Source organism: Niallia sp. FSL W8-0954 (assembly GCF_038005605.1).
In the GTDB taxonomy this organism is placed as follows: Bacteria; Bacillota; Bacilli; order Bacillales; family Cytobacillaceae; genus Niallia; species Niallia circulans_A.
The window spans coordinates 4,128,105-4,152,487 of the sequence record NZ_JBBOTN010000001.1 but is presented as its reverse complement, the minus strand read 5'-3'; the positions used below and the strand labels follow the sequence as shown (position 1 = coordinate 4,152,487).

Genomic DNA, 24,383 nt, shown 5'->3' with positions numbered 1-24,383 from the left:
TATCCATTCCCTCGATTTGACGAACAATTAAAAGAAGCATGTGACATTTTTGTCACGATGCCTCGCAGTCACTATGTTTAGTTATGAATTTGATTAAATTCATTGTTCTTCGGAAAAGTAAGGGTGAAGGTGGTACCTCTATTTAATTTAGAATGGACAGCAATATTGATTTTGAGTACATCTGCGATTTTTTTAGATAAATATAATCCCATTCCAGTAGCATAATTATTTTGGTGCTTGGAGGTGGAAGTAAAGCCTTTTGCAAAGATTCTTGGCAAGTCTTGCGGGCTTATTCCTATTCCATTATCGGTTATTTCTAAACAGTTATATCCGTCATTCTCATAGCTTCTTATGATAATATCTGATTCATTACTATATTTAACGGCATTACTCAATAGCTGCCTAATAATAAACGAAAGCCATTTTCCATCGGTTAATATCATCTTTTTCTGTAGTTCAATATCAAAACCGATTCCTTTTTGCATGCACCATGACTGTAATGTTTTTATTTCTTCGAAAAGAATCATTTCGATATCAACATTCTCTATGTAGAGATCATTTTGAATAAATGAAAAACGTTTTTGGTACAGTTGTTGATCTAAGAGATGGTGAATTCTTAACCATTCGAATGTCAAGGATGTCTTCATTTCCTGATTTTCAATAGCATCTATTAGTAAACGTAATGCTGTTAATGGTGTTTTTACTTCATGAATCCAAGAAAGCAATTCATCCTTTTCTAGTTCAAGCTGCTGAAGATTTTGATATCTTTCTATCTTTAACATGCTAGTTTGGGTTGTAAAGCTATCCGCAATTATTTTTTCAAAAGGTGTTTTTGCTGACGCTAAGGTTGTAAGATCTAAATCATCTTCTCGAGCAGAAAGGCTTTTATAAAACGTAGTCTCTTTCTGATAGCGGATAAAGCAGAAAATCACAAACAAGAGGATGCTAATAAAGCAAATATATATCATTGAATAAAAGGAAATTGTCTCATCAATAATGGACATAAATAATTGAAACAGCTGTAAAAAAAGAATAAAGAGAATCCAGCTTCTTTTTTCTACTAGAAATTTTCTGATCATAACGTGTCCTCTTCAATAGCCATGTAGCCTTGTCCAACTTTAGTTTCTATATTGCTTCCGAGAGAAAGTTCATCAAGTTTTTTTCGCAAACGATTTACGTTTACGGTTAGTGTATTGTCACTAACGAAGCGTTTATCGTTCCATAGTTCATTGATAAGATCATCTCTCGATACGATTTTATTTTTTTTGTCTAATAATATTTTTAAAATGAACATTTCATTTTTCGTTAACTCGATTTCCCCATTGACGGAGGTAACTGTATTTTTCTCAAAATCAATGGTGGCACCACACCAAGTTTTCAGAGAGGACTGCTCGATGTTGTAATTATAAACTCTTCGTAAGGTAGCCTGAATCTTTGCAATTAAGACGTCAAAGTGAAATGGCTTTTGGACAAAGTCATCGGCTCCCAGCTGCATCGACATCACCATGTCAGTTGGATGATCTCGAGAAGATAGGAAAATAATTGGGACATTGGAGTGGCTTCTAATCAATCGGCACCAATGAAACCCATCATATTTAGGAAGTTGGATATCGATAATGACTAAATCAGGTTTCTTTTCCGTAAATTCTTGCATTACATTATTAAAATCATGAATCCCAATCGCTTCGTAGGACCATTGCTCTAAACGTTCCTTTATTGCCTGAAATAACGTTTGATCATCTTCGATTAAAAGTATTTTAAACATGGAAATCACCACATATGAATAGGTTTTTATTCGCTTCTATTTGTGAATAATAAGAAGAGAACTACGGTCATTATAACATCTTAATTCCTAACAAAGGAGGGATGTGGAAGCGAAAATTAAAAAATCGCTAATATATGGAAGAGGTATGCTATTATAGTAAAGTGATTTTGACAGATTGGAGTGCAGCATCAGTGATTAAACAAGTAGAATCTTTAGAAGATATTATTCCCATTGTACCAATTATTAAAGCAGCAATACCAGCAGATCTTTCGATAGCCATTTGTGATAAAGAAAAATTTATCGCTTATTTTCCTGGAGAGATAATTAATTTACATATCAAAACAAATCAGCCCTTACAGTCTGATGAACCGCTGAGAGAGGCAATTCAGCTTAAGAAAACCTTAAAGCAGGAAGTGCCGGCAGATTTTTATGGTTTTGAATTTATTGGCACTGCTTCCCCAATATTAAATAAAAAGGGAGAAGTAATTGGTGGAATAGCTGTTCAATTAAAAAGACAAACAGAGATACGGAATATTGTCGATCAAATAACAAAATCGTTAACACAATCGCAAAAGCATATTGATCATATTGCAGATGGGTCTCATTCTTTAGTAGATTTCTCAAAGATTCTTTTAGAACAATCAAGTGTTGCCGAAGAAAATATTAGGAAAACGAATGAAGTAGTATCTATCATAAAAAAAGTTGCAGATCAAACGAATCTATTAGGATTGAATGCTGCCATTGAAGCAGCGAGAGCAGGCGAGAAAGGAAGAGGCTTTGAAGTAGTAGCGAATGAAATTCGAAAATTCTCTAAAGAAACTGTCAGCTTTACACAGACAATTTCACAAACAATGGAACAAATAAAACAGACAACTCAGTCCATCAATGAATCGATTGGAAAAATTGCAGCTATCGGGGAAAAACAAGCAGATTCCATTGAACATACATCCGTCTTTATGGAAGAAATTTTAGAGATGGCAAAAAAGTTAAATGACTATTCTAATAAGCTATAGAATTAGTCTTTTTTAAGCGGCTTTTAGCAATTAATTATTCAATCACTAAGCTGGAAACTTTATCCATTAAAAAAATTTAGTTTTCATTTTCGAAAAAATCCGTTATAATCCATTATGTTGTCAAATAATCAATCGATAAATACACTCGTATAATAGCAGGAATATGGCCTGCAAGTTTCTACCAGATGACCGTTAATCATCTGACTACGGGTAAGCGTATAAAATGGAGATATACTGATCTATGCATAAATAGGGCAGTCTATTTTTGCTTTTAAAAGCACAGCCGCTTACTCTATGAGTAAGCGGCTGTGCTTTTTTTGTATTATTTAAGGATTAGTTAGAGCATTTATTGCTATTAGCTATCCTCCAAAAAAGGAGAGAGTCTAGTTAATGGAGTTATTGAAGAAGAAAATTGAAAAAGAAGGTATTGTGTTAAGTGATCATGTTTTGAAAGTAGATTCATTCATTAATCACCAAATGGACCCTCAGCTGATGAAGGAAATTGGCTTGGAGTTTGCTAGATTGTTTAAAGATGCTGGGATTACTAGAATCTTAACAATAGAGTCATCGGGTATCGCACCAGCTATAATGGCAGGTCTAGCATTAGATGTTCCGGTTATTTTTGCAAGAAAAAGAAAATCCCTTACTTTAACAAGCGATTTATATACAGCAACAGTTTATTCATTTACAAAACAAGAGTCAAATGAAATTACAGTTTCTAAAAAGTATATGCATTCAGATGACCATGTTCTTGTAATTGATGACTTTTTAGCAAATGGACAGGCTGCTTTAGGCTTAGCGAATATTGTCGAGCAGGCTGGTGCAACTGTTAGTGGAATTGGCATATTAATCGAAAAGTCATTCCAGCAAGGAGCAGATGATTTAATCGCAAAAGGCTATCGAGTAGAATCTCTAGCAAGAATTGCCTCTTTAAAGGGTGGAAAAGTAACATTTGCTGAACAGCGAATACATGATGGCATTTATGCAGGAGGATATTAAAATGGAAAAAATGTCAGTAAAAACATGGTCTGTAGGTCTGCAGCATGTACTAGCAATGTACGCTGGTGCTGTGCTAGTACCTTTAATAGTTGGTGGAGCATTAAAATTAACACCTGAACAGTTAACTTATCTTATATCGATTGATTTATTAACATGTGGTGTTGCAACATTGCTCCAGGTTTGGAAAAATAAATTTTTTGGAATTGGCCTTCCTGTTATGCTTGGCTGTACATTTACTGCAGTTGGTCCAATGATTGCGATTGGAAGTAAGCATGGAATAACGGCCATTTATGGTGCAATTATTGTTTCTGGTATTATTGTTGTTCTTATCTCTTCCATCTTTAGCAAGCTTGTGAAATTTTTTCCTCCGGTCGTAACTGGTTCTGTCGTTACAATTATTGGTCTTACTTTAATTCCTGTAGCATTTAATGATATGGCAGGAGGAGAAGGAAGCGCAGATTTTGGAAACATAAAGAACTTGGTACTTGCTTTTGGTGTATTAGCTATCATCATTTTACTTAATAGATTTACAACTGGATTTATCAAAACCATTTCTATTTTACTAGGAATTATCATTGGAACTGTTATGGCAGCTTTTATGGGAATGGTTCATTTTTCAGAAGTGGGGGAGGCAAAATGGATTCATGGTATTACTCCGTTTTATTTTGGGACTCCAACCTTTGATCTCACTTCCATTATCACGATGACTCTTGTTGCTATTGTGAGTTTAATTGAATCAACAGGTGTTTATTTAGCATTAGGAGATATTACTAATAAAAAGGTTTCGGAAAAAGATTTAGCACAAGGATATCGAGCGGAAGGAATTGCTTCTGTAATTGGCGGGATTTTCAACTCCTTCCCATACACGGCTTATTCCCAAAATGTAGGTTTAGTTCAATTAACAGGTGTAAAAACAAAGAATGTCATTTATGCAGCAGGAACCATTTTAGTTATTTTAGGCTTTATTCCTAAGATTGCAGCTATTACAACATTGATTCCAACAGCTGTCCTTGGAGGAGCTTCACTTGCAATGTTTGGGATGGTTGTGTCCTATGGTATTAAAATGCTAGGACAGGTCGATTTTAATCAGCAAGGAAACTTGCTCATTCTTGCTTGCTCGATTGGAATGGGGCTTGGTGTAACTGTTGTTCCAGAAATCTTTATGAAATTTCCAGAAAGCATCCGCATCCTCTTCCAAAGCGGTATTGTGGCAGGTGGGCTAACTGCGATTATCTTAAATATATTATTTAACATAATTCCCGGGTCTCGTGCCAAAACAGTACAAATGGAAGAAAAGACAGCAGCCTAAATAGCGGCGCTAAAACAAATAAATAAGACTTTCCAGAGAAAACGGGAAGTCTTATTTTGTTTAATCAAAAAGGCAAAAGTAATCCAATATAAGAATAAATCGAGAAATTACACTTTTTTATAAAAATTATTCCGATAAGTTTAATTGTATTTAAGTTATTTGTTATATTGATATATAATTGTCAATAGTTATAAAAATAGGTTAAGGGAATATTCTGCGTTGATTGAAGTCGATGGTAAAGGAGCTATAGTGTAATAAGAATAATTTATTATCCCGCATGTAAAAGCAATTAAACTTTCTATTATTCCTTGGGGAAGTAACGAGCAATAAGAAAAAACTAATCGGAAAGATTAATAGGGATTTATATCAAGTGAATGTTTTATAAGAATAATTTATTTTTATAACGAAGCATATTTGAAAATAAAAAAATGCAAAAACATAGTTGACAATTTATTTATCTAGTTTTATAGTTGTTATCAAATCTTACAAAATTACATAAAACATTTTTCTTATCCAGAGAGACGGAGGGACAGGCCCGAAGAAGTCTCGGCAGCGGATTTATATTAAACACCGTGCCAATTCCTGCAAATGCTAATTGTGCATTTGAAAGATGAGAAAAAGTAGTTTCTTTGTCTTATAAAGGCCCTGCTTTTTCTTTCTGGAAAGAAGAAGCAGGGCCTTTTTGCATTCACTAAAAGCCTGTTTCTTCTTGACAAGATACGTATGTTTTTAACCTAGTATAGGAGTTGAAGGGCAAATGATTGAATTTCAAAAGGTAGCCAAGACCTTTAAGCTTGGCAGTCGCAAAGTAAACGCAGTAAAGGATGTTTCTATCTCGATTGCACAAGGAGAAATTTTTGGGATTATTGGTTTTAGTGGTGCTGGAAAAAGTACTTTATTACGACTTGTGAATTTATTAGAAACACCAACAAACGGAAATATCCATGTGCAAGGAGTAGATGTAGCCTCCCTATCACCAAAAGAGATTCGCAAGCTTCGCCGAAGAATCGGCATGATTTTTCAAAACTTTAATCTCTTTACATCTAGAACGGTAGCTGGCAATATAGCCTACCCATTAAAGCTAGCTGGTGTATCGAAAAAGGAAATAAAAGAAAGGGTGGCAGAGCTCTTGCAATTTGTCGGTTTATCCGATAAAGCAGACGACTATCCTGAACAGTTGTCAGGAGGACAGAAGCAGCGGGTTGGGATTGCACGTGCTCTTGCTACTTCTCCAGATATATTGATTTGTGATGAAGCAACTTCGGCCCTTGACCCAGATACAACAGGTGAAATACTGCGTCTATTAAAAAAAGTAAATAAGGATTTAGGCATTACGATTTTATTAATTACACATGAGATGCATGTTATTCAAGAAATATGTGACCGAGTGGCTGTGATGGAAAATGGTGAAGTAATCGAGAATGGTTCTGTCTTTGAAGTATTCACAAATCCCCAACACTCGACTACTCAACGTTTTATTCAGTCTGTCCAGCAGGATCGTCCATCTGCTTCTTTATTGGCTGAATGGAGGAATAAGGGCGGCGATAAGTTATATAGAGTAATTTTTAAAGGAGAAATCGCTAGTGATCCAGTTCTTTCAAAGGTCACAAGAAAATTTAATGTCGATGTAAACATTGTTTATGGATCTGTGCGGGAATTGCAAGAGAAGTTTTATGGGAATCTTCTTGTTTCCTTTGAAGGCAGCAAGGAAAATATTAAAGCGGTTCTGCATGAATTAGAAGCATTAGTAACAGTTGAGGAGGTGCTTGTTTAATGAAGGTTGATTGGAGTACTTTTTGGCCGCGCATTGTGGAATCTACTGGAGAAACTATATTAATGGTTATTACCACTCTTATCTTAGGATCTATATTGGGCATTACGATTGGGTTACTTCTCTTTGTGACAAGGAAGGGAAATATTTTGGAAAATAAATTAGTTTTCCGTTTGCTCAATATCCTAATTAATATTATCCGCCCTATTCCCTTTATTATTTTCTTAGTGGCAATCAGCCCGTTAACAAGAGCAGTTGTGGGTACAACGATTGGGACTTGGGCAGCGATATTTCCTATGACTATTGCAGCCTCATTTGGAATTGCGAGAGTAGTAGAAAATAATTTAGTCAGTATTGATCTAGGAGTTATTGAAGCTGCTAAAGCGATGGGAGCAAGCCCTTTGCAAATCATTTTTACTGTATTAATTCCGGAAGCATTAGGACCACTGATTCTAGGATTAACCTTTGTAACGATCAGCTTAATCGATTTTTCTGCGATGGCTGGTACCGTTGGCGGAGGCGGACTGGGACATGTGGCGATGACATATGGCTACCAGCGTTTTGATGGCAGTGTTATGCTTGTTACCGTCATTATACTGATTATACTTGTACAAATTGCTCAATGGATTGGAAATACATTATCACGAAAAATAATGAGACGTTAAGACAGAACTTTAACGATGGGATATTTATCGCTTTATAAAGTTAAAATTATACAAAAATTACTAATTAAGGAGATGGAGAGATGAAAAAATATTTTGCAATTTTACTATTATTAACAACTATTTGGGCACTAGCTGCCTGCACGTCAGATAGTGCATCAAGTAAAGATAAAACAGTGAAGGTGAAAATAGGGGTGACGGGATCCGATGGAGAAGTCTGGCCGACTTTGAAGAAGAAGGCGAAAGCAGAAGGAATTGAAATCGAGTTAGTCGAGTTTTCAGACTATACTTTACCAAACCAAGCTTTAGAGAATGGCGATATTGATATTAATTCCTTCCAGCATATTGCTTTTCTAAGTCAGTTTAATGAAGAAAACAAAACAGATTTAACGCCCATAGGAACAACAGTGATTGCTCCTATGGGAATCTATTCAGAAAAAGTGAAAGATGTAAGTGAGATAAAAGAGGGGGACAAAATTGCTATTCCAGACGATCCATCTAATCAAGCGCGTGCTTTAAAATTACTTGAATCTGCTGGATTAATTACATTAGCTGATGATTTTGGATTATTTGGTGATCCATCTAAGATTGTAGAAAATCCAAAGAAGCTTGATATCTTGCCAGTTGTAGCTCAACAAACACCAAGAGTCTTACCAGATGTTGCAGCATCTGTTATCAATAATGGTGTCGCTGGTCAAGCAGGCTTTGATCCTGTAAAAGATCCCATTTATTTAGAAGATGCAGAGGATAAAAACGTATTACCATATGTAAATATCTTTGCGGCTCGTACAAAGGATGCGAATAACGAAACCTATCAGAAAATTGTTGAACTTTATCATGAAGAAGAAGTGGTGAAAGCGGTAGAAGCAGATACAAACGGTGGTTCAATTGTAGTGGACATTGCAAAAGATGAGTTGGCAAAACAATTTAAAGGACTTTAAGGAGGAGAAAAAATGAGTAATACATTATCTAGTCTTGATTTAATTAATGAATCCATTCAAACAAATAAGGAGCTTTATATTGAAACGAGTCAATTAATTCATGCAAATCCTGAGATTGGCAATCAAGAATTTTTTGCAAGCAAAAAGCATGTAGATATTCTAACAAATGCGGGATTTAAAGTGGAAATTGCCGTTGCTGGACATGAAACATCTTTTTATGCAGTAAAAGACAGTGGGATATCTGGCCCCACCATTGCCTTTCTTGCTGAATATGATGCCCTTCCTGGTCTAGGGCATGCTTGTGGTCACAATATTATTGGAACAACAAGTGTTGCAGCGGGTATTGCCTTATCTCAAGTGCTGTCTGAAACTGGTGGGAAAGTAGTTGTTCTTGGCACACCTGCAGAAGAAGGAGGTCCGAATGGGAGTGCAAAAGGAAGCTTTGTGAAACATGGCTATTTAAAGGATGTTGATGTCGCTTTAATGATTCATCCTTCTGGACAAACATCGTTGACTAGTGAAACACTTGCTGTTGATCCTTTAGACTTTCATTTTTACGGAAAAGCAGCACATGCATCCGGATCACCTGAAAAAGGGATAAACGCTCTTGATGCCGTTATCCAATTATTCGTCGGCATCAATGCACTTAGACAACAGCTGCCTGATGATATCAGAATCCATGGGATTATAACAAACGGGGGAGATGCACCGAATATCATACCAGAATATGCATCAGCGCGATTCTATATACGTGCCGAAACATGGAAAAAAACAGAAGAGGTTGCAGCAAAAGTTCGTGCGATCGCTGAAGGAGCTGCTCTTGCCACTGGTGCGACTGTTAAAGTGGAAAGATTTCAAAATGAAGTGAAGGATTTTGTATTAAACCCAATTTTAGATGGAATCTTAAAAGAAGAATTAGAGGCAGTTGGAGAAACAGTTGTAACGGAAAGATCTCGCGGAAAAGGATCAACAGACGCTGGAAATATTAGCTATGAAGTTCCAACTGCTCATCCTCATATTAAAATAGGGCCAGACGACTTAATTGCCCATACGAACGAATTTCGAGAAGCCGCAAAATCAGCAACAGGAGATGCCGCCCTTGTTAAAGGAGCACAAGTCCTCGCAAAAACAGGCTATCGTTTGCTTTCAGATAGTGTGCTTTTAAATCGTGTGAATAAAGCATTTGAAGCAGCGAAAAAAGAAAAAGTAAACTCCATTTAAAATAGTTATTTTTGTTACTGGAAAGTTCAATAGCATACAGAAATGCAGAAGGCAATTTCAGAGGAGAATTTCCTGGAATTGCTTTTTATATTGCTATTTACCTAGATAAGTATTTGCAATGATATGAATTAAATATATTTAGATAATATTTAGAAAGATTTAAATTTTATTAATTTAACTTATTCTTCAATTAAAGGATGACATTGACCTAAATATAAGGTAACATCTAAAACTGTATATCGTTTTTAATGTATTAACAATGTTTTTTGAAGTTATATTAACTATATTGAGATAGTTTATATAAAGAGGAAAGGGTTGTTATTGCTTCTTATTTAGGAGGAATTTTCTATGTCGATTTTAGTTGGGATATTAGGTATCATTGTGACGATAGCTATTGCCTTTTTACTATCAAATGATAAAAAAAGGATTAATTTCAGAGCTATTCTCGTATTATTTGTGCTTGAATTTATTGTAGCACTAATAATGTTTAAAACTACAGTAGGACTAAAAATAGTAGAAGCTACATCTAACGGTGTCTCTAAAGTCCTTAACTATGGGTATGAAGGGGTAAATTTTGTTACTGGCGGATTAGTTCCAGAAGGCGGAAGTGTTTTTTTTATTAATGTTCTTATGATCATTATTTTTACTTCTACTTTATTATCTTTATTAACGCATATCAAAGTATTGCCTCTAGCAATTAAATATATTGGTGGAGCTTTGGCTAAGATTACTGGTTTATCAAAGGTAGTAACATTTAACAGCATTAACTCAATCTTTTTTGGTCAATCGGAAGCACTTCTTGCGATTAAAGGCCATTTAGATACGATAAATGCAAATAAATTATTTATTGTATGTACTTCTGCGATGGGGTCTGTTTCTGCATCTATTATGGGAGCCTATATGGAGATGATTCCTCCCCAATATGTACTAGCTGCAATGATTTTAAATGCATTATCTGCACTAATTATAGCGACACTTCTTGCACCAATTTCAAAAGATGAAGATGAGAGCATCAATGTAAAAGATGTCTCCAATACGAATTCTGTTTTTGGAGCAATCTCTGCAGGAGCTTTAGATGGTGGTCGTGTTGCTTTAATTGTTGCTGCAATGTTAGTTGCTTATGTTGGTTTACTGGCTCTAATTGACGGTTTCTTTACAAGTATTTTCGGCATCGGTTTTACTGGGATATTGGGTTATATTTTTGCACCGATTGCTTGGATAATGGGGATACCTGGAAGCGAAATTGTAACGGCTGGTTCTGTAATGGGTACGAAATTAGCTGCAAATGAATTTGTAGCAATGCTGCAATTACAGCCATTACTTGGAGAACTTTCAAACAAAACAGTAGGGATTGTGTCTACTTTCCTTGTATCTTTTGCAAATTTCTCTAGTATTGGAATTATTGCTGGATCGATTCAAGCAATTAATGCTAAAAAAGCAGATATTGTTGCGAAGTTCGGGTTGAAAATGTTATTAGCGGCGACACTTGCATCTATATTAACGGCTACAATCGTAGGATTATTTCTATAATAATGAAAAAGGGACTAAAAAATAGTCCCTTTTTCATTTATTTATTTTTTTATCTATTTCGGTTGTATCGACTTTATTCCCAAACCATTCAGTAAGTTTTAATCTTGCTTTTGATTTAATATCATCGTCAATGTACATAGCAACTTGGAATAATGCAAGTCCTAGTGCCCCTAAATCATCTGTATAACCTATACCAACTAAAAAATCAGGGATTAAATCAAGAGGAAGGATAAAATAACCTAATGCTCCAATAATAGTTGCTTTGACCTTCTTAGGTACATTTGGTTTTTGTAAAGTGTAATACAAGAGAAGCACCGCATAAACAACAGAGGAACCGGCCTTTTTTCCAAACTTTGCAATTTTGGACCAGAATTTTTTCTCCGAATAATGCTTTCCTGCTATAGCAAGTTCTTTTTCCAATTTTTCTTTTGATTCTGCCATTATGAAAGCCCCTTTCCTAATGGTTTTTTCGCGCTTATTCATATAATGATTATATGCTTTTGTGTAGTATAAGTAAAATATTTACTGATCCCTAGTCTATTTTACCAACAAAAGTAAGGAAAATACGAAGCCATCCAAAAAAGGAAATCCATAAAGGGATGCTGATAAGCATTCCGAAAAATAGTCCTTTCCAAATATTACCTGTTTCTGGTGAAAAATAGTTTTGATCGCTTACAACGATTGATCGTTTGATTAGTATTTTATCATTATTTTTTTGTCTCATCTTCACTTTTCCCTTCATTTAAATCGTCGAAGGTGGATTCGGTAACTGGCTGGCAAGCGTAATGAATGTCATAACTTTTGCTATCATGTAGAAAAAATCGATCTTCGTTACCCCTAAGCCCCTATAGCTTTGCGTCATCACTTTTCAATGATTTTGCCCTTTCGTCGATTAGTCAGATTATTATAGTATAAGATTAGTACTTACTAGTTCATAATACCAGTATCAAAAGACCTATAGGTATCTTTATAAAAAAATAAATGTCAAATTTTTTGTCGTAATTATAGGTTATTTATACTATATTAGGCATTTAAACTCTTTTTCCTCTATATATTATTTCTTTTTTTATTTTTTTTCACATTTGATAATTGTTTATCCATTCAATGCCCATATAAAAAGAGGAGTTATTCAAAAAATATCCACGAGTGGAAGAAAATGATAAAGGAAGACTGAAACAATATCTTTTCCAATGCAAAGATTAAATTTACCATTCATGTAAGAGTAGAATTGGTATATTATTCTATTCGGGAATATCTAGAGAAGAGGGGAGAGGTGCAAAATCATGGTTTGAGACAGGGGATCATGGTCAAAGAAAGAAAAAGAGACATTTGGATTTCGACGTTCTTCTCCATTATTTAAGGGTTAATGTTACTATTCTAGTTGTAATAGTGATAAGGTGTATGCCTGATTGAGGTTTAATAAGGTAATATCGACGGATATTAGGAAAATTTCCCGGGAAACTTGTCGCTATTTCTGAATTTGTTTTAACTAACTCGTATAATTGTTCCTTATCGCTCTCTCCATTTTATTGAAGGAACATGGGGAAGTTACTGAGAATTGGCAATGTGGGGTTAGTAGGTTTTCTTTTCCGTAAAAAATGGAAAGCGAATTTTGATATAAAGCAATAAGGAGATTCCTAATTAAGGGGCTTAGTAATTGCGGACAAGAAAATTATTTACTGCACCTCAAATGGGCTATTTACATAGAGTAATACAAAAGCTCGAAAGGGGAATAGTAATGTATTTTCAGCCGTATTATGCTCATTATGGACAACAATCTTTTCTACCTCAATATAGGATGGTCAGTTTGCTAAAAGGTGGAGAATCTAGAATGACTCCGCCATCGATTGGAGGAGGGGCCGTTCCTCCTTCACCACCAAGCGGAGGTGGGATTTTGCCGCCGTTTCCAGGTGGAGAACAACCGCCTCCTCCAGTAGGTGGATCTCCAGCATATCCAGATGCACCGCCGATTGGAGGGGGGACAGACCCTGGATCACCACAATTAAACCAGTCACAAGCAAGCACTTCAACTGTTGAATCTATGTCTATCCGCCCCTGTATATTCCGCTTTACTTATATCTGGCTAGAAAATGGTAAAGGATTTTGGTTCTTTCCAACTCTTATTGGACGTCATTCTATTGCAGGATATCGTTGGCAAAAAAAATATTGGATCTATTATCGAACAGATACTAACCGTATTCGATCTTTTCAGTGTATTTAAGCTAGAAAGGGAAGTGTAGATGGGCATCTCCTATGTTGATAATCAAACAGAGTTTTTGTGGAATACAATATGGTGTAGCATGAGTGAAAGTTAGCGTGAATGATGAAAAAGTAGGTTCATAAGAAAGTTGAATGTAGAAACTTTAAAGGATGTAGAGGGAAAGTAACGATTATAAAGAGAAACAAGTGAAACATTTAATAGAGCCATGGTCTCTGTGCCACAAAAAGAAGGGGAACAGAGAAAAAGTCAAAGAGAAGAGCTCTCTTTGAATGAAATCCAAAAGAAAAAGTGCAAAAAGGTAACAGAGCCCCCTTTTCTCGCTGTGCCCAAAATTTAAATAAGGAAACGCCATTCTTTTATATAAAGACATCAAGCGAATACTCGTCTAATACCCTACTGTGCCCCTGCTCGGTTACTGTATAGGAACTAGTATTTCACACAAATGATCTTCAATCATTTGTGAAGTATATCTTTCTATAATTGGTTGTTCTTTTAATGATAGATTATTTCTTTCTATCTCAGAAATAATATTCCCCCAAAATTCACTGACTGCCTCTTTTGTATGGTCGAGCAAGAAAACAGCGTATTTCCCACCGGAAAATTCACCAACTTGAGCTGGTTTTGCTACATTAAAATCATTTTCTACCACAATACAAACATCATAACGGCATTCCTCCTTAGGTGTGATTTCTGGGTTATCTTGCGGTATGCCGAGAATAATAGAATTATCAAATATGCCATTCAATTTTGCCCACTTTTTAAAGGATTCCATCAATTCTTTGTTTTGTTTTTCCCCATACTCCCCAACATTTCGGAAAAAAGCAATCCTTGATTTAGGTATTTCTTCAATAGTTATATTCATATTATAACCTCCTTCTTAGATAAGGTAATTCGAATTAAAATATTTTTCAAGTGAATTTTTAAAAGATTTTGACTTCAGAATGGTGTTCTTCTCCCAAGAAGTAATTCACTAGGATATTTAAACAGATATCTTTGTAGAGAAGATTATTTCAAAAGAAGCAAAAAGAATGGAAATGAGAGATGATTTTTGAAGCGCCTTTCTATTAATTAGAAAGGAAGGTTGTTCTATAAAAAAGGAAGAAATAATTAATTGGTAACGATTTTAAAATCATTAATGATAGTTTATCAAATTTGGACATGCGCGGAAGACATACAGCTTAGTAGAGTAGAAGAAGTTACTTGTGTAAAAGTGTTTCCTGCTTGGAAAAGGAGAAGGAATAGCTGCAATGAATATTTATTTGTTTTTCATTATTATAACGGGGGAAGTTATCCCCCTATTGATTGAAGCTTCCCTTTATTATGAATGAGAATTTGTTTGTTACCGATTAAGGTAAGAATGTCTTTGTCGGCAAGTTTTGCAAGTTTACGGCTGATTGTTTCTCTTGTAAGGCCAACATAGCTGGAGATTTCTTCTCTGGTGATAGGGAGGGTAATAAGAACAGTATTTTGATGTTCTGTCCCGAATTTCTCACAGAATTCAATAAGCATATCGGCAATTCTTACTTCTGGATCTTTCGTTGCTAATGTTCTCGCTAGATCTTCTGTATGAGATAAGCGTTTGGTAATCGTTTTTAGCAGTTTGAAAGAGATGTCAGGATTACTTAACATTATGTGATCAAAATCTTGTTTATTTAATACACATATCTTTGTATCTTCTAAAGCATGGCAGCTTAAGTTCATAACCATGTCATCATGAAAAAGATTGCTTTCTCCAAAGAAATCACCAGTCGTTAATAAATGAACGATTTGTTCTTTCCCCTGAATAGTTAACTTAGATAGCTTGACTTTTCCACTATGAATAATATAAAGAGAGGTGGAAATATCTCCTTCCTCTATAATCATCTCGCCTTTTTTAAATAGTCTATGATGAACAATATCTGTTATTTTTTTTATTTCTGAATCTGATAAGGAGTAAAATATAGGAACTCGTTTAGGACATGGGCTAACCATTTTTTGTTTCATTATTAACACCACCAGTCAATTTGTGTATTTTTTCACAATTAAAACGATGATTATCTAATTAAATTATAACAATCTTTAATCTGTGATTTCAATCCTATTTTCCTTTGTCTATATCTTCTATACTTTAGCTATTCTAATAAGGGAGAGTGTTCGTATGAATGCCATTTTTACAGAAGAGACGAAAACAGGTGATATCATTATTAAGTTTCCAGCAGCAAGTAAACTATTTAAAGAATATAAAATTGATTTTTGCTGTGGGGGAAATCGACCAATAGGGGAGGCAATTAAATCTTTACATTTAGAAGATAAGGATTTAGTAAAAGTCCTCAATATTATGTATGAACAGATGCAGACAACCGAAGAGATTGACTGGATGAATATGCCATTAACTGACTTAGTGAGATATATTATTGATCATTACCATGCAAATACGAGAGATTTATTAGAAGAATTAGATGGATTTGTTAGTAAAGTCTATCGTGTGCATGGAGAGCGCGATTTACATTTGAAAGATGTGTATACCCAGTTTTATTTATTAAAGGACGAATTAGAACAACATTTACTTGGAGAAGAGCAGCGGATTTTTCCACAAGTAATAGAATATGAGGCGAGTAAGGAAGCAGAAAGTCTTGAAGCAGCTCGTGCGGAAATCTCGATATTGGAAGAGGAACATGAAGGAGCAGGGGGAATATTGAAGAAAATTCGCCAAGCTACGAATGATTATGAACTGCCACTGCATGCATGTAATACGTACCGATTAACCTATTTAAAACTAGAAGAATTAGAGAGCTTAACATTTGATCATATTCATCTAGAGAATAATGTATTGTTTAGAAGATTATAAACGGTAATTCTTCTTCCTATCCTATAACCACATTGACGTATTGTGATAAATAATATGGTAAAATGTGTATGACTATTGGATGGGAAGGATGGGATGATTGTATGAAAATAGGTTGGATAGGATTAGGAAATATGGGGATTCCGATGGCTTTGAATTTAATCAAGGCTGGTTATGAATTAACGTTCTATAATCGTACACCTGATAAAGGAAAAGAATTAATTGCTGTTGGTGCCAAACAGGCTGAATCGTTAACAGAACTAGTTGATAACAGTAACCTCATTTTTACAATGGTTTCAGACGATAATGCTGTGAAAAGCATCTATCTTGAAAATGGAATCTTGTCACATGCAAAAGCAGGAAAAGTATTTATTGATATGAGTACCGTTTCCCCACAAACGTCTCAATTCATTTATAATACTGCTTTAGAAAATGGAGTGAAGTTTCTTGATGCCCCAGTTTCAGGAAGTGTTCAACCGGCTAAGGAAGGAAATTTACTTGTTTTAGTTGGCGGCGAAGAAGAAGTTTACGAACAAGTGAAAGCTGTATTGGAGCCGATGAGCAAGCTTTCTATTTATCTTGGTCCATCTGGAGCCGGCAGTAATGCAAAACTTGCCATTAACTTATTATTGGGAATTACAGTACAAGGAATTGCCGAATCCGTTCTTTTTGCAGAAAACCAAGGAATAAAAAAAGAAGACATGTTAACTATTATTAATGAAAGTGCAGTCGGAACAGCAATTTCAAAAATGAAATCATCGTCTATTTTAAAGGATGAGTTTCCAGCAGCATTTGCCCTTAAGCATATGGCAAAAGATTTACGACTAGCAAGTGAAACGGCTGAATTAAATGCGATTGGAGCATCAGCCCATAAAACATATCAATCCGCTCTTGAAAATGGATTAGGAGAATTCGATGTAATGGCCGTTTTAAAAGAGTTAAAAGGAGATGGATCAACATCGCTATAAGCGATGTTGAATTCTATCTCCTTTTTCATTTTTTATACAGATTTGCTAGTTGTGAGACTTTCCAGGACGTTCATTGCCGCAATTACCTCATCTGCTCGATAGGAACCCATCAGCTGAAGCGACTCTTTTGGATTAACAGCATGTTCTGCAACCTTTTGTAGAGCTATTGCCTGATTATCTACAATATGTAAGTCTGCTAAATTGGTTGGAAAACCGAGCTGCTGATAATATGGCAGCAGTGCATCAATTTCATCGATGCGGTTTTCTAAAGCGAGCTGGACTAAAATACCATAGGCCACTTTTTGCCCATGAAGGATGGTGTGTGTTTCTTCGATAAAGCTTAATCCGTTATGAATAGCATGAGATCCAGACATTCTTCCATATCTCCCGCCGAATCCCCCTACTGTTCCTGCCAAAGTAATAACTGCTTCTACCGTCTTAGTAAAGCTCGCTGTAACCTTTCCAGCTTCACTGCTTTGAACAGCTTTTATACTATCCTTTAATAAAATATCACGGATGAAAACAGATTGGCTTAATGCAGCTTGGACAAATAAAGAGTGAGCTCTTTCATCGTTCGCATTTCGGATAATCGCTTCTGCTTCATACCACTTTGTTAAGGTATCACCAATTCCACTTTTTAAATAATCAATCGGCGCGTGAATTAAAAATGCAGGATCAACCACCGTTAAATAACTAGAGCGTCTATGATATGCTACTCTTTCAAACTCTCCATCTGGTGAATAAATGACACTTAATGGTGTGCTTGCTGCACATGTTCCAGCAACGGTTGGAATTAAAACAACTTCGATATTTAATTTATCTGCAACTGCCTTGGCAGTATCTAATATAATGCCGCCTCCTATGCCAATAATGACATCAGCTGCTCCACATGATGGGGCGATCTCCTCTATTGCCTGTTGCGAACTATAGCCTGCGTGCTGAATAATTTGCCAGTGTTCAGGAATGGAAGAGACATACTGACTATAGGCTTCAAATGATTTATAGCCCGTTATGATGGCAGGAGCTTGAAAAGGAGACAATAAATTATCTAACTCCTTTAGGATTCCTTCTTTACAAATATATTGGTTCGGACCACTTCTAACGATGTCCTCTGGTTGAATTTGCATTTTTTTCCTCCTTAGAGATAGTCTCTGTAAATAAATTATATTATTCTAAAAATTATACAACTTTCGGAAACCGAAAAGTAGGTATTTTTCAAAAAATTTTGTGCGAGAAGAAAAGAAGATTGATAAATTTGCTATAGTAAAAGAAGAATATACTATGGGGGAAGTTTATGATTATATGGATTAACGGAACATTTGGTTCAGGGAAGACGACAACTGCCTATGAGCTTGAGAAAAGATTAGAAAATGCATTTGTATTTGATCCAGAAAGATTCGGATATGTGTTAATGAAAAATATTCCACCTGCCTTACAAAAGGATGATTTTCAAGATTTTCCTCTTTGGAGAGAGACAAACTATTCATTATTAAAACAAATCACCAGCGATTACGATGGAATCATTATAGTACCGATGACCATTACGAATGAAGCATATTTTCATGAAATTATCTCGCGATTACAGAATGATCAAATTATAGTTAAACATGTTACACTGATGGCGTCAAAAGCTACGATCAAAAAACGATTACGCAGCAGATTAGAAGGAGAAGATTCTTGGGCATATAACCAAGCTGAATCACGACTAAAACAGCTAGAACTTCCTATTTTTAAGGAGCAAGTGGACACAAATGGTTTAAATATCGAGGAAGTAATCGAAAAAGTTGCGCAGGTTATAGGCTTAAAATTAAAAGATGATAAAAGAAATCCATTTAGAAAAAGAACGGATAGATTATGGAATAAATTAAAGGAAATTAGCTTATTTAAATAAAGAAATCAATGAATTTTGGTGATGGAATTGTTAGATATTACTCATAATGAAAGTTTTTCCGACTAGCGGGAAAATAGTTCTAATCTCTAGGATCCATGTAATAATATATGATCGAATAGGTCTCTTCTTAACCATTTTGGACTATGTACTTTTTGATTTTGCGATAGCATTTTATCAAAAAATATAGTCAGCCGAAAAAAATCACTCACATCTATAAGATAGAATTCACATTTTTACTATATTAATAGGGTAATTTCTTTGCTTTGACCTGCTATTTTTAAATTGATACTATGAGTACGAGGTGACTTAATAATGGAAAATAATTTTCAAGCAGTTGTAGTTGATAATAAAGATAGTAATTTTTCAGTAGAAACAAAGCGTGTTAGCGTAGAGGATTTATCTGCTGGTGAAGTAGTCATAAAAGTTCATTATTCTGGCGTAAACTATAAAGATGGACTTGCAAGCACTCCAGATGGAAAAATTGTTCGCACGTATCCCCATATTCCAGGAATTGATATGGCAGGGATAGTTGTGTCTTCAGAAGACAGTCGCTTTAAAGAAGGAGACCCTGTTATTGCTACTAGCTATGAAATAGGTGTATCTCATTCTGGAGGTTATAGTGAATATGCTCGTATTCCTGCAGATTGGATTGTCCCGCTTCCAGAAGGATTAAGCTTAAAAGAAGCAATGATTATTGGAACAGCAGGCTTTACCGCAGCTCTTTCTGTACAAAGATTGCAGGATAATGGTCTGAAGCCAGAGAATGGATCTGTATTGGTGACAGGTGCTACTGGTGGAGTTGGCAGCTTCGGTGTAGCGATGCTTTCCCAATTGGGCTTTAACGTTATCGCAAGCTCTGGAAAGAAAGAAGCAGAGGGCTATTTGAAAAGCATCGGAGCATCTCATATTATCGGCAGAGAAGATGTCTATAATGGTAAGATAAAAGCGTTGGACAAGCAAGAATGGGCAGGAGCAATTGATCCTGTCGGCGGTGAATCATTGGCAGCAATTATTAGTAAAATAATCTATGGCGGTTCGGTCGCAGTAAGTGGCTTAACAGGTGGTGGAGCTGTGCCGACAAGTGTATTTCCATTCATACTTAGAGGCGTGAATCTTCTTGGAATCGACTCGGTCTATTGCCCGATGGTAAGTAGACAAAAAATATGGGGAAGAATTGCAACCGATTTAAAACCAAAAAACCTTTCTTCCTTTGTGTATAAAGAAGTATCTTTACAGCAATTACCTGAAGAATTACCCAAAATATTAGAAGGCGGAATAACAGGCAGAATAATTGTTGCAGTTGAATAGAAAAAGAGGCTGTTCTTATAGAATGGCCTTTTTTAATAAAAAAGAAGGGATGAAACAAATTAGTATGCTCTATAAACCTCGGACATTTTCTCCAGAAATCCTCGTTTTACAATCCTTGGATCAACGTATGGAACTAGATTTAAATGAAAAACAGTACTTAGCTCATCTGAAAAAAGGCTTGGCAGGAGAAAAATTATTTGATTCCTTCACAGAAACTTTTTTGAGCGACTGTTATATAATCAATGATCTACTACTGCAAATAAATAACACTACTTTTCAAATCGATTCCACTATTATTAACTCTGATGAAATTCATCTTTTCGAAATAAAGAATTATGAAGGAGATTATTACTATCAAAATGATCGTATCTATACAATGAAGCATAAAGAAATTAGTAATCCGCTAAATCAAATAAGGAGGAATGAATCATTATTTCAACAGTTACTTCAAAAGCATGGTTGGGAAAATAAATCAATTACTTCTTCTGTTGTTTTTGTTAATCCCGAGTTTACCTTATACCAAGCTCCACTATCTTTACCATTTATTTTTCCAACGCAAGTCCAGCGATATTTAAAAAGGATGGGTCATCCTTCTAAAAAGCTGAACAAGTTTCAGAAGCAATTGGCTGAAAAACTAACAGCATTGCACATCGACAAATCTCCTTTTTCAAAAATTCCAATCTATGAATATAAAGAATTACAGAAAGGCATCTTTTGCAAAACATGTCATTCATTTAAAGTGGTAGAAATAGGAATGAAGGTAGTTTGTGAAGAATGCAGACAGGCAGAAACAGTCGAAGCAGCGGTATTACGCAATGTAGAAGAACTGAAATTACTTTTTCCTAATGAAAAAATAACAACCCCCTTATTATATGATTGGTGTAGAATCATTCATTCCAAAAAAAGAATAAGAAGAATATTAGTAAAACATTTTAAGCTAGCTGGAGTCAACCGTTGGAGCTATTTTGAGTAGTTTATAATCGAGTTAATAACATGTAAGCTGAAATAAAAGAAAAGAGCGTGCGTGAACACCTTCTTTTAGAAAAATTGCGATAAGAGAGGAGCGCTCTGTGCCCAAAAGCAGGAGACAGAAGGGAAAAGGGGAACAGAGAGGAGCGCTCTGTGCCCAAAAGCAAGAGACAGAAAGGAAAAGGGGAACAGAAAGGAGCGCTCTGTGCCCAAAAGCAAGAGACAGAAAGAAAAAAGGAAACAGAGAGGAGCGCTCTGTGCCCAAAAGCAAGAGACAGAAAGAAAAAGGGGAACAGAGAGGAGCGCTCTGTGCCCAAAAGCAAGAGACAGAAAGAAAAAGGGGAACAGAGAGGAGCGCTCAATTACCAAAAGCAAGAAACAAAAAAGAAAAAGGATACAGACTCCAGAACTTTTCTAGAATAGGCAATCACATATAGAATTTTCGTAAAAAAGCAGGAAGAATTTCTATATTTATTAGAAAAGTGGAGCGAAGTTGGTTTTTAAAAAAACAGCATGCCTGTATAATACAGATATTAGCTGTTTTTTATTTTTCGAAAATGAAATGAAAGTTGTTTTTTATATTGTAAATATAGTGATGAATATAGAAGCATTAATATAAACCTAACTTATACAATCAAGGAAAGAAGGAGGAGAGGATAATGGGAAAAAGCCTGATACAGCAGCAAATAGTAACTAGAGATAGTAAAGGTCTTTTTCTTACAGGTGATGAGTCTGATACTATAGTTTTCTCACCTAACGTGGAGGAAAGCTTCATCAAGAAATACCTAATTCCAATTAGTACGTATCATATGCCGAGTGAATTAAAGAAAAGCAGCGACAAAGAAATAGAGAATTATCCACCGCAATTTACTTTAATGCAGCCTGATACGGGAGAATTAGTGATAGGGAAATCTAGTTTTGCGCCTGCTGAAAGCCCAAAGCGAAAGAATCGCCTGTTTGTACATAATTATATTATTCCTGTAAGTAGAAAAGAGGAATGGATTCATAAACCCTCTCAAATTTTTCATATTGAACATTTTTATAGCTTGGAAGATATCGACAATATAGGAGAAAAATTAGAAGAAATAGAATATGTCTCTTATACGAAAGAGAATATCTTTACTAAAAAGCAAGAACTGTTTCATGTTTTACAACTGGATGAAAAGAAATTCAAAGAATTATTATTTGCTTGTATTACGGCAGTTGCGGAAAAGAAAAGAGTGTATATATCGTTTCAGGCCTCACCTCATCTGCAGCATAAATATGCAATGTGGCTATTGGAACTATTATTTATATATATGCCGTATGAAACAAGAAGATTATTTGGTGCAACTACTTTTCATAATGAACCAGAAATATTAGAAAATATCCATGTAATGTTTGTAGAACAGGGATCCATTCGTCTCCGAAAAAGAGCCGTGGAAAACCAATTTACTTTTGATTTAAGTCAGGACAAAAGAAACGGCTTAAACTTTAAGGAAGAAGATCATGATTATCTTCATTTTGCTTTTGAAGCACTCGAAACTGCCACAGAGCTAGATGAATTTTTTGTTTACTGTGAACGGGCTTTAAAAGGATTGGATAAACAGAAGAAACTTGTTCTTCAATCATACAATGACTTATTTCTTCTATTTTATATGGAAAAACTAGATTATTATTTTTATGATAACGATAAAGTGGCGACATTGAAAATGCTGTATACTTTTCTGCAAAAAAATCATCGGGAAAAGCTCGAGCTTGTACATATTTTCAAACAAGTGCTCCATCGAGAAGAGCGGATGAAGGATGCTTCCATTGTTCGAGATTATCTGCGATTTGTTTTGGAAATCCAAAAGGTTGTTGAACATGTAGATGTTGTAGAATTTATTGTTAAAACGATTGCTTATTATGAAGGCGAAGATATTTGCCAATCACTATGGGAAATTCTTGGAAAATATCCAGAAACGTATCAGCAAGTTCTATCTTATATGAGTGATATTTTTTCTTACTCAGAGATTATTGAAGATTATTTAAAGCATGAATTCAGCTTTCAACATTCCTTATCCCAAATTTTAATTAATATCAAAAATCTATTGCATGTAAATTCTTCCTTTGAGCATAATGCAACGTTCTTAAAATCAACAAAAAATAGACTAGTGTATGAAGTGAAAAAAAGCAGCCATCCTATGGCCATTGTCTTTGAAATAATCGTTTATTTTCAAAGGTCTATTCCATTTGAATCATATAAGCGGATGGTACTGCCGGATGTAAAAGCACAGCTATTGGTACAATTACAGTTGGAAAAAGTAGATCTTGCCGATGTTAAGCAGTTTGGAGAGATATTTTTACAAGGCAAAGAGGAACGTAGTTTTGAGATAAAGGGCTGGGAAAAGGAGAAGTTTGAAGTATTAGAATTACTGTATACCTATTTCTATCTATCTCAGGAACAAACACAACATGTTTTTCGGATGGCAAGTGAACCAATTAAAGCAAAAGCAAGTGATTTAGCCCAAGAGATTACGAAAGACAATGGTCTTTTTAAGCCATATGAACGATTTCTCCTTCTGTTTCCAGGAGGAATGGAGGGCGTGGAGCATCGCCAAGTCTTTTCGTATATAGCGATATATGGTTCTGAAGATGAAATGCTTGATTATATTGAATGGTCCTTGAAAAAATTCGGGACAAGCCCAAGGTTCAATTATGCCTTAAAAGATTACTTAATTACGGATCGAAATTCTATTTGTAAGAAGAAAGAACGGAAAAGAGAATTAGCAAGTATACGATCTCAATCTTTGAAAAAACTTTTAAAGGAAGTTCGTGAACAAACGGCGAATCCAGGTGTAAAGTTTTTTCGCAAATATGGAATTCTTATAATCGTTTTAATCATTCTTGGAGTTATAGGATATTTTTATGTGAATTAAGAGAAACGGAGCGTCTTTATTTAATAAGATGCTCCGTTTTTTATAGGAGTAAGCAAGTCGGATTATGTGGAATTATCGAAAATGTTTGTTA

The 24,383-nt window shown here is 35.2% G+C and carries 23 protein-coding genes and 3 riboswitches; of the genes, 16 read left to right on the top strand and 7 right to left on the bottom strand.

Going from position 1 to position 24,383, the window contains the following annotated elements; all coding sequences use genetic code 11:
• Positions 1-77: 77 nt before the first annotated feature.
• Positions 78-1,079: a sensor histidine kinase gene (locus NX902_RS20375; RefSeq protein WP_172859431.1), complete on the bottom strand. Its 1,002-nt coding sequence runs from the start codon at positions 1,077-1,079 to the stop codon at positions 78-80.
• On the bottom strand, positions 1,076-1,765 hold the full coding sequence (locus NX902_RS20370) for a response regulator transcription factor (RefSeq protein WP_095329890.1): 690 nt from the start codon (positions 1,763-1,765) through the stop codon (positions 1,076-1,078). The genes NX902_RS20375 and NX902_RS20370 overlap by 4 nt, the downstream gene beginning before the upstream one ends.
• Positions 1,766-1,899: 134 nt before the next feature.
• Between NX902_RS20370 and NX902_RS20365 the strand changes: the two genes are divergently transcribed.
• From NX902_RS20365 to NX902_RS20330, 8 genes are all read left to right on the top strand, one after another.
• On the top strand, positions 1,900-2,778 hold the full coding sequence (locus tag NX902_RS20365; RefSeq protein WP_163186462.1) for a methyl-accepting chemotaxis protein: 879 nt from the start codon (positions 1,900-1,902) through the stop codon (positions 2,776-2,778).
• Between the two features lie 125 nt (positions 2,779-2,903).
• A riboswitch (purine riboswitch) is annotated at positions 2,904-3,005 on the top strand.
• Positions 3,006-3,168: 163 nt separating this feature from the next.
• On the top strand, positions 3,169-3,777 hold the full coding sequence (locus NX902_RS20360; protein WP_095329891.1) for a xanthine phosphoribosyltransferase: 609 nt from the start codon (positions 3,169-3,171) through the stop codon (positions 3,775-3,777).
• A 1-nt stretch (position 3,778) separates the two neighbouring features.
• On the top strand, positions 3,779-5,086 hold the full coding sequence (locus NX902_RS20355) for a nucleobase:cation symporter-2 family protein (protein ID WP_095329892.1): 1,308 nt from the start codon (positions 3,779-3,781) through the stop codon (positions 5,084-5,086).
• A 506-nt stretch (positions 5,087-5,592) separates the two neighbouring features.
• A riboswitch (SAM riboswitch) is annotated at positions 5,593-5,703 on the top strand.
• A gap of 140 nt (positions 5,704-5,843) precedes the next feature.
• Complete coding sequence (locus NX902_RS20350) at positions 5,844-6,860, top strand: ATP-binding cassette domain-containing protein (protein ID WP_163186458.1); 1,017 nt, start codon at positions 5,844-5,846, stop codon at positions 6,858-6,860.
• Positions 6,860-7,522 carry a methionine ABC transporter permease gene (locus tag NX902_RS20345; RefSeq protein WP_171509978.1) on the top strand — a complete coding sequence of 221 codons (663 nt, stop codon included), beginning with the start codon at positions 6,860-6,862 and terminating at the stop codon, positions 7,520-7,522. The genes NX902_RS20350 and NX902_RS20345 overlap by 1 nt, the downstream gene beginning before the upstream one ends.
• 80 nt (positions 7,523-7,602) lie before the next feature.
• Complete coding sequence (locus tag NX902_RS20340; protein WP_095329895.1) at positions 7,603-8,460, top strand: MetQ/NlpA family ABC transporter substrate-binding protein; 858 nt, start codon at positions 7,603-7,605, stop codon at positions 8,458-8,460.
• A 12-nt stretch (positions 8,461-8,472) separates the two neighbouring features.
• Positions 8,473-9,681 (top strand): M20 family metallopeptidase, encoded by a 1,209-nt coding sequence (locus tag NX902_RS20335; protein ID WP_095329896.1) that lies wholly within the window; start codon positions 8,473-8,475, stop codon positions 9,679-9,681.
• Positions 9,682-10,029: 348 nt separating this feature from the next.
• On the top strand, positions 10,030-11,211 hold the full coding sequence (locus NX902_RS20330) for a NupC/NupG family nucleoside CNT transporter (protein WP_095329897.1): 1,182 nt from the start codon (positions 10,030-10,032) through the stop codon (positions 11,209-11,211).
• A 33-nt stretch (positions 11,212-11,244) separates the two neighbouring features.
• Here NX902_RS20330 and NX902_RS20325 read toward each other — a convergent pair whose 3' ends face one another.
• Together NX902_RS20325 and NX902_RS20320 are read right to left on the bottom strand one after the other, a co-directional pair.
• Complete coding sequence (locus NX902_RS20325) at positions 11,245-11,652, bottom strand: YkvA family protein (protein ID WP_163186456.1); 408 nt, start codon at positions 11,650-11,652, stop codon at positions 11,245-11,247.
• A gap of 91 nt (positions 11,653-11,743) precedes the next feature.
• On the bottom strand, positions 11,744-11,935 hold the full coding sequence (locus NX902_RS20320; protein WP_163186415.1) for a hypothetical protein: 192 nt from the start codon (positions 11,933-11,935) through the stop codon (positions 11,744-11,746).
• Between the two features lie 66 nt (positions 11,936-12,001).
• Positions 12,002-12,103, bottom strand: a riboswitch (cyclic di-GMP riboswitch).
• A gap of 765 nt (positions 12,104-12,868) precedes the next feature.
• Here NX902_RS20320 and NX902_RS20315 point away from each other — a divergent pair.
• Complete coding sequence (locus NX902_RS20315) at positions 12,869-13,432, top strand: transporter (RefSeq protein ID WP_095329900.1); 564 nt, start codon at positions 12,869-12,871, stop codon at positions 13,430-13,432.
• A gap of 412 nt (positions 13,433-13,844) precedes the next feature.
• On the opposite strand, the gene NX902_RS20310 is transcribed toward NX902_RS20315, so the two are convergent.
• The gene (locus tag NX902_RS20310) at positions 13,845-14,294 is read right to left on the bottom strand and encodes an AraC family transcriptional regulator (protein ID WP_163186454.1); all 450 of its coding nucleotides are present in this window, start codon (positions 14,292-14,294) and stop codon (positions 13,845-13,847) included.
• A 425-nt stretch (positions 14,295-14,719) separates the two neighbouring features.
• Positions 14,720-15,415 carry a Crp/Fnr family transcriptional regulator gene (locus NX902_RS20305; protein WP_095329918.1) on the bottom strand — a complete coding sequence of 232 codons (696 nt, stop codon included), beginning with the start codon at positions 15,413-15,415 and terminating at the stop codon, positions 14,720-14,722.
• Between the two features lie 154 nt (positions 15,416-15,569).
• Between NX902_RS20305 and ric the strand changes: the two genes are divergently transcribed.
• Together ric and NX902_RS20295 are read left to right on the top strand one after the other, a co-directional pair.
• Entirely contained in the window at positions 15,570-16,259 is a 690-nt protein-coding gene (ric, locus tag NX902_RS20300; protein ID WP_095329919.1) for an iron-sulfur cluster repair di-iron protein, read from the top strand.
• A gap of 101 nt (positions 16,260-16,360) precedes the next feature.
• Positions 16,361-17,224: an NAD(P)-dependent oxidoreductase gene (locus tag NX902_RS20295; protein ID WP_095329924.1), complete on the top strand. Its 864-nt coding sequence runs from the start codon at positions 16,361-16,363 to the stop codon at positions 17,222-17,224.
• Positions 17,225-17,256: 32 nt separating this feature from the next.
• Here NX902_RS20295 and NX902_RS20290 read toward each other — a convergent pair whose 3' ends face one another.
• Entirely contained in the window at positions 17,257-18,345 is a 1,089-nt protein-coding gene (locus NX902_RS20290) for an iron-containing alcohol dehydrogenase family protein (protein ID WP_163186517.1), read from the bottom strand.
• Between the two features lie 173 nt (positions 18,346-18,518).
• Here NX902_RS20290 and NX902_RS20285 point away from each other — a divergent pair, with 173 nt between their 5' ends.
• The 5 genes from NX902_RS20285 to NX902_RS20265 all read left to right on the top strand — a co-directional run bounded on the left by NX902_RS20285 (position 18,519) and on the right by NX902_RS20265 (position 24,292).
• Positions 18,519-19,115 (top strand): AAA family ATPase, encoded by a 597-nt coding sequence (locus tag NX902_RS20285; protein ID WP_095329920.1) that lies wholly within the window; start codon positions 18,519-18,521, stop codon positions 19,113-19,115.
• A 312-nt stretch (positions 19,116-19,427) separates the two neighbouring features.
• On the top strand, positions 19,428-20,423 hold the full coding sequence (locus NX902_RS20280; protein WP_095329921.1) for an acrylyl-CoA reductase family protein: 996 nt from the start codon (positions 19,428-19,430) through the stop codon (positions 20,421-20,423).
• A 22-nt stretch (positions 20,424-20,445) separates the two neighbouring features.
• Positions 20,446-21,396 (top strand): nuclease-related domain-containing protein, encoded by a 951-nt coding sequence (locus NX902_RS20275; protein ID WP_341123209.1) that lies wholly within the window; start codon positions 20,446-20,448, stop codon positions 21,394-21,396.
• 149 nt (positions 21,397-21,545) lie between these two features.
• The gene (locus tag NX902_RS20270; protein WP_341160948.1) at positions 21,546-21,815 is read left to right on the top strand and encodes a hypothetical protein; all 270 of its coding nucleotides are present in this window, start codon (positions 21,546-21,548) and stop codon (positions 21,813-21,815) included.
• 236 nt (positions 21,816-22,051) lie between these two features.
• On the top strand, positions 22,052-24,292 hold the full coding sequence (locus tag NX902_RS20265) for a GAP1-N2 domain-containing protein (RefSeq protein WP_163186452.1): 2,241 nt from the start codon (positions 22,052-22,054) through the stop codon (positions 24,290-24,292).
• Positions 24,293-24,383: the final 91 nt, after the last annotated feature.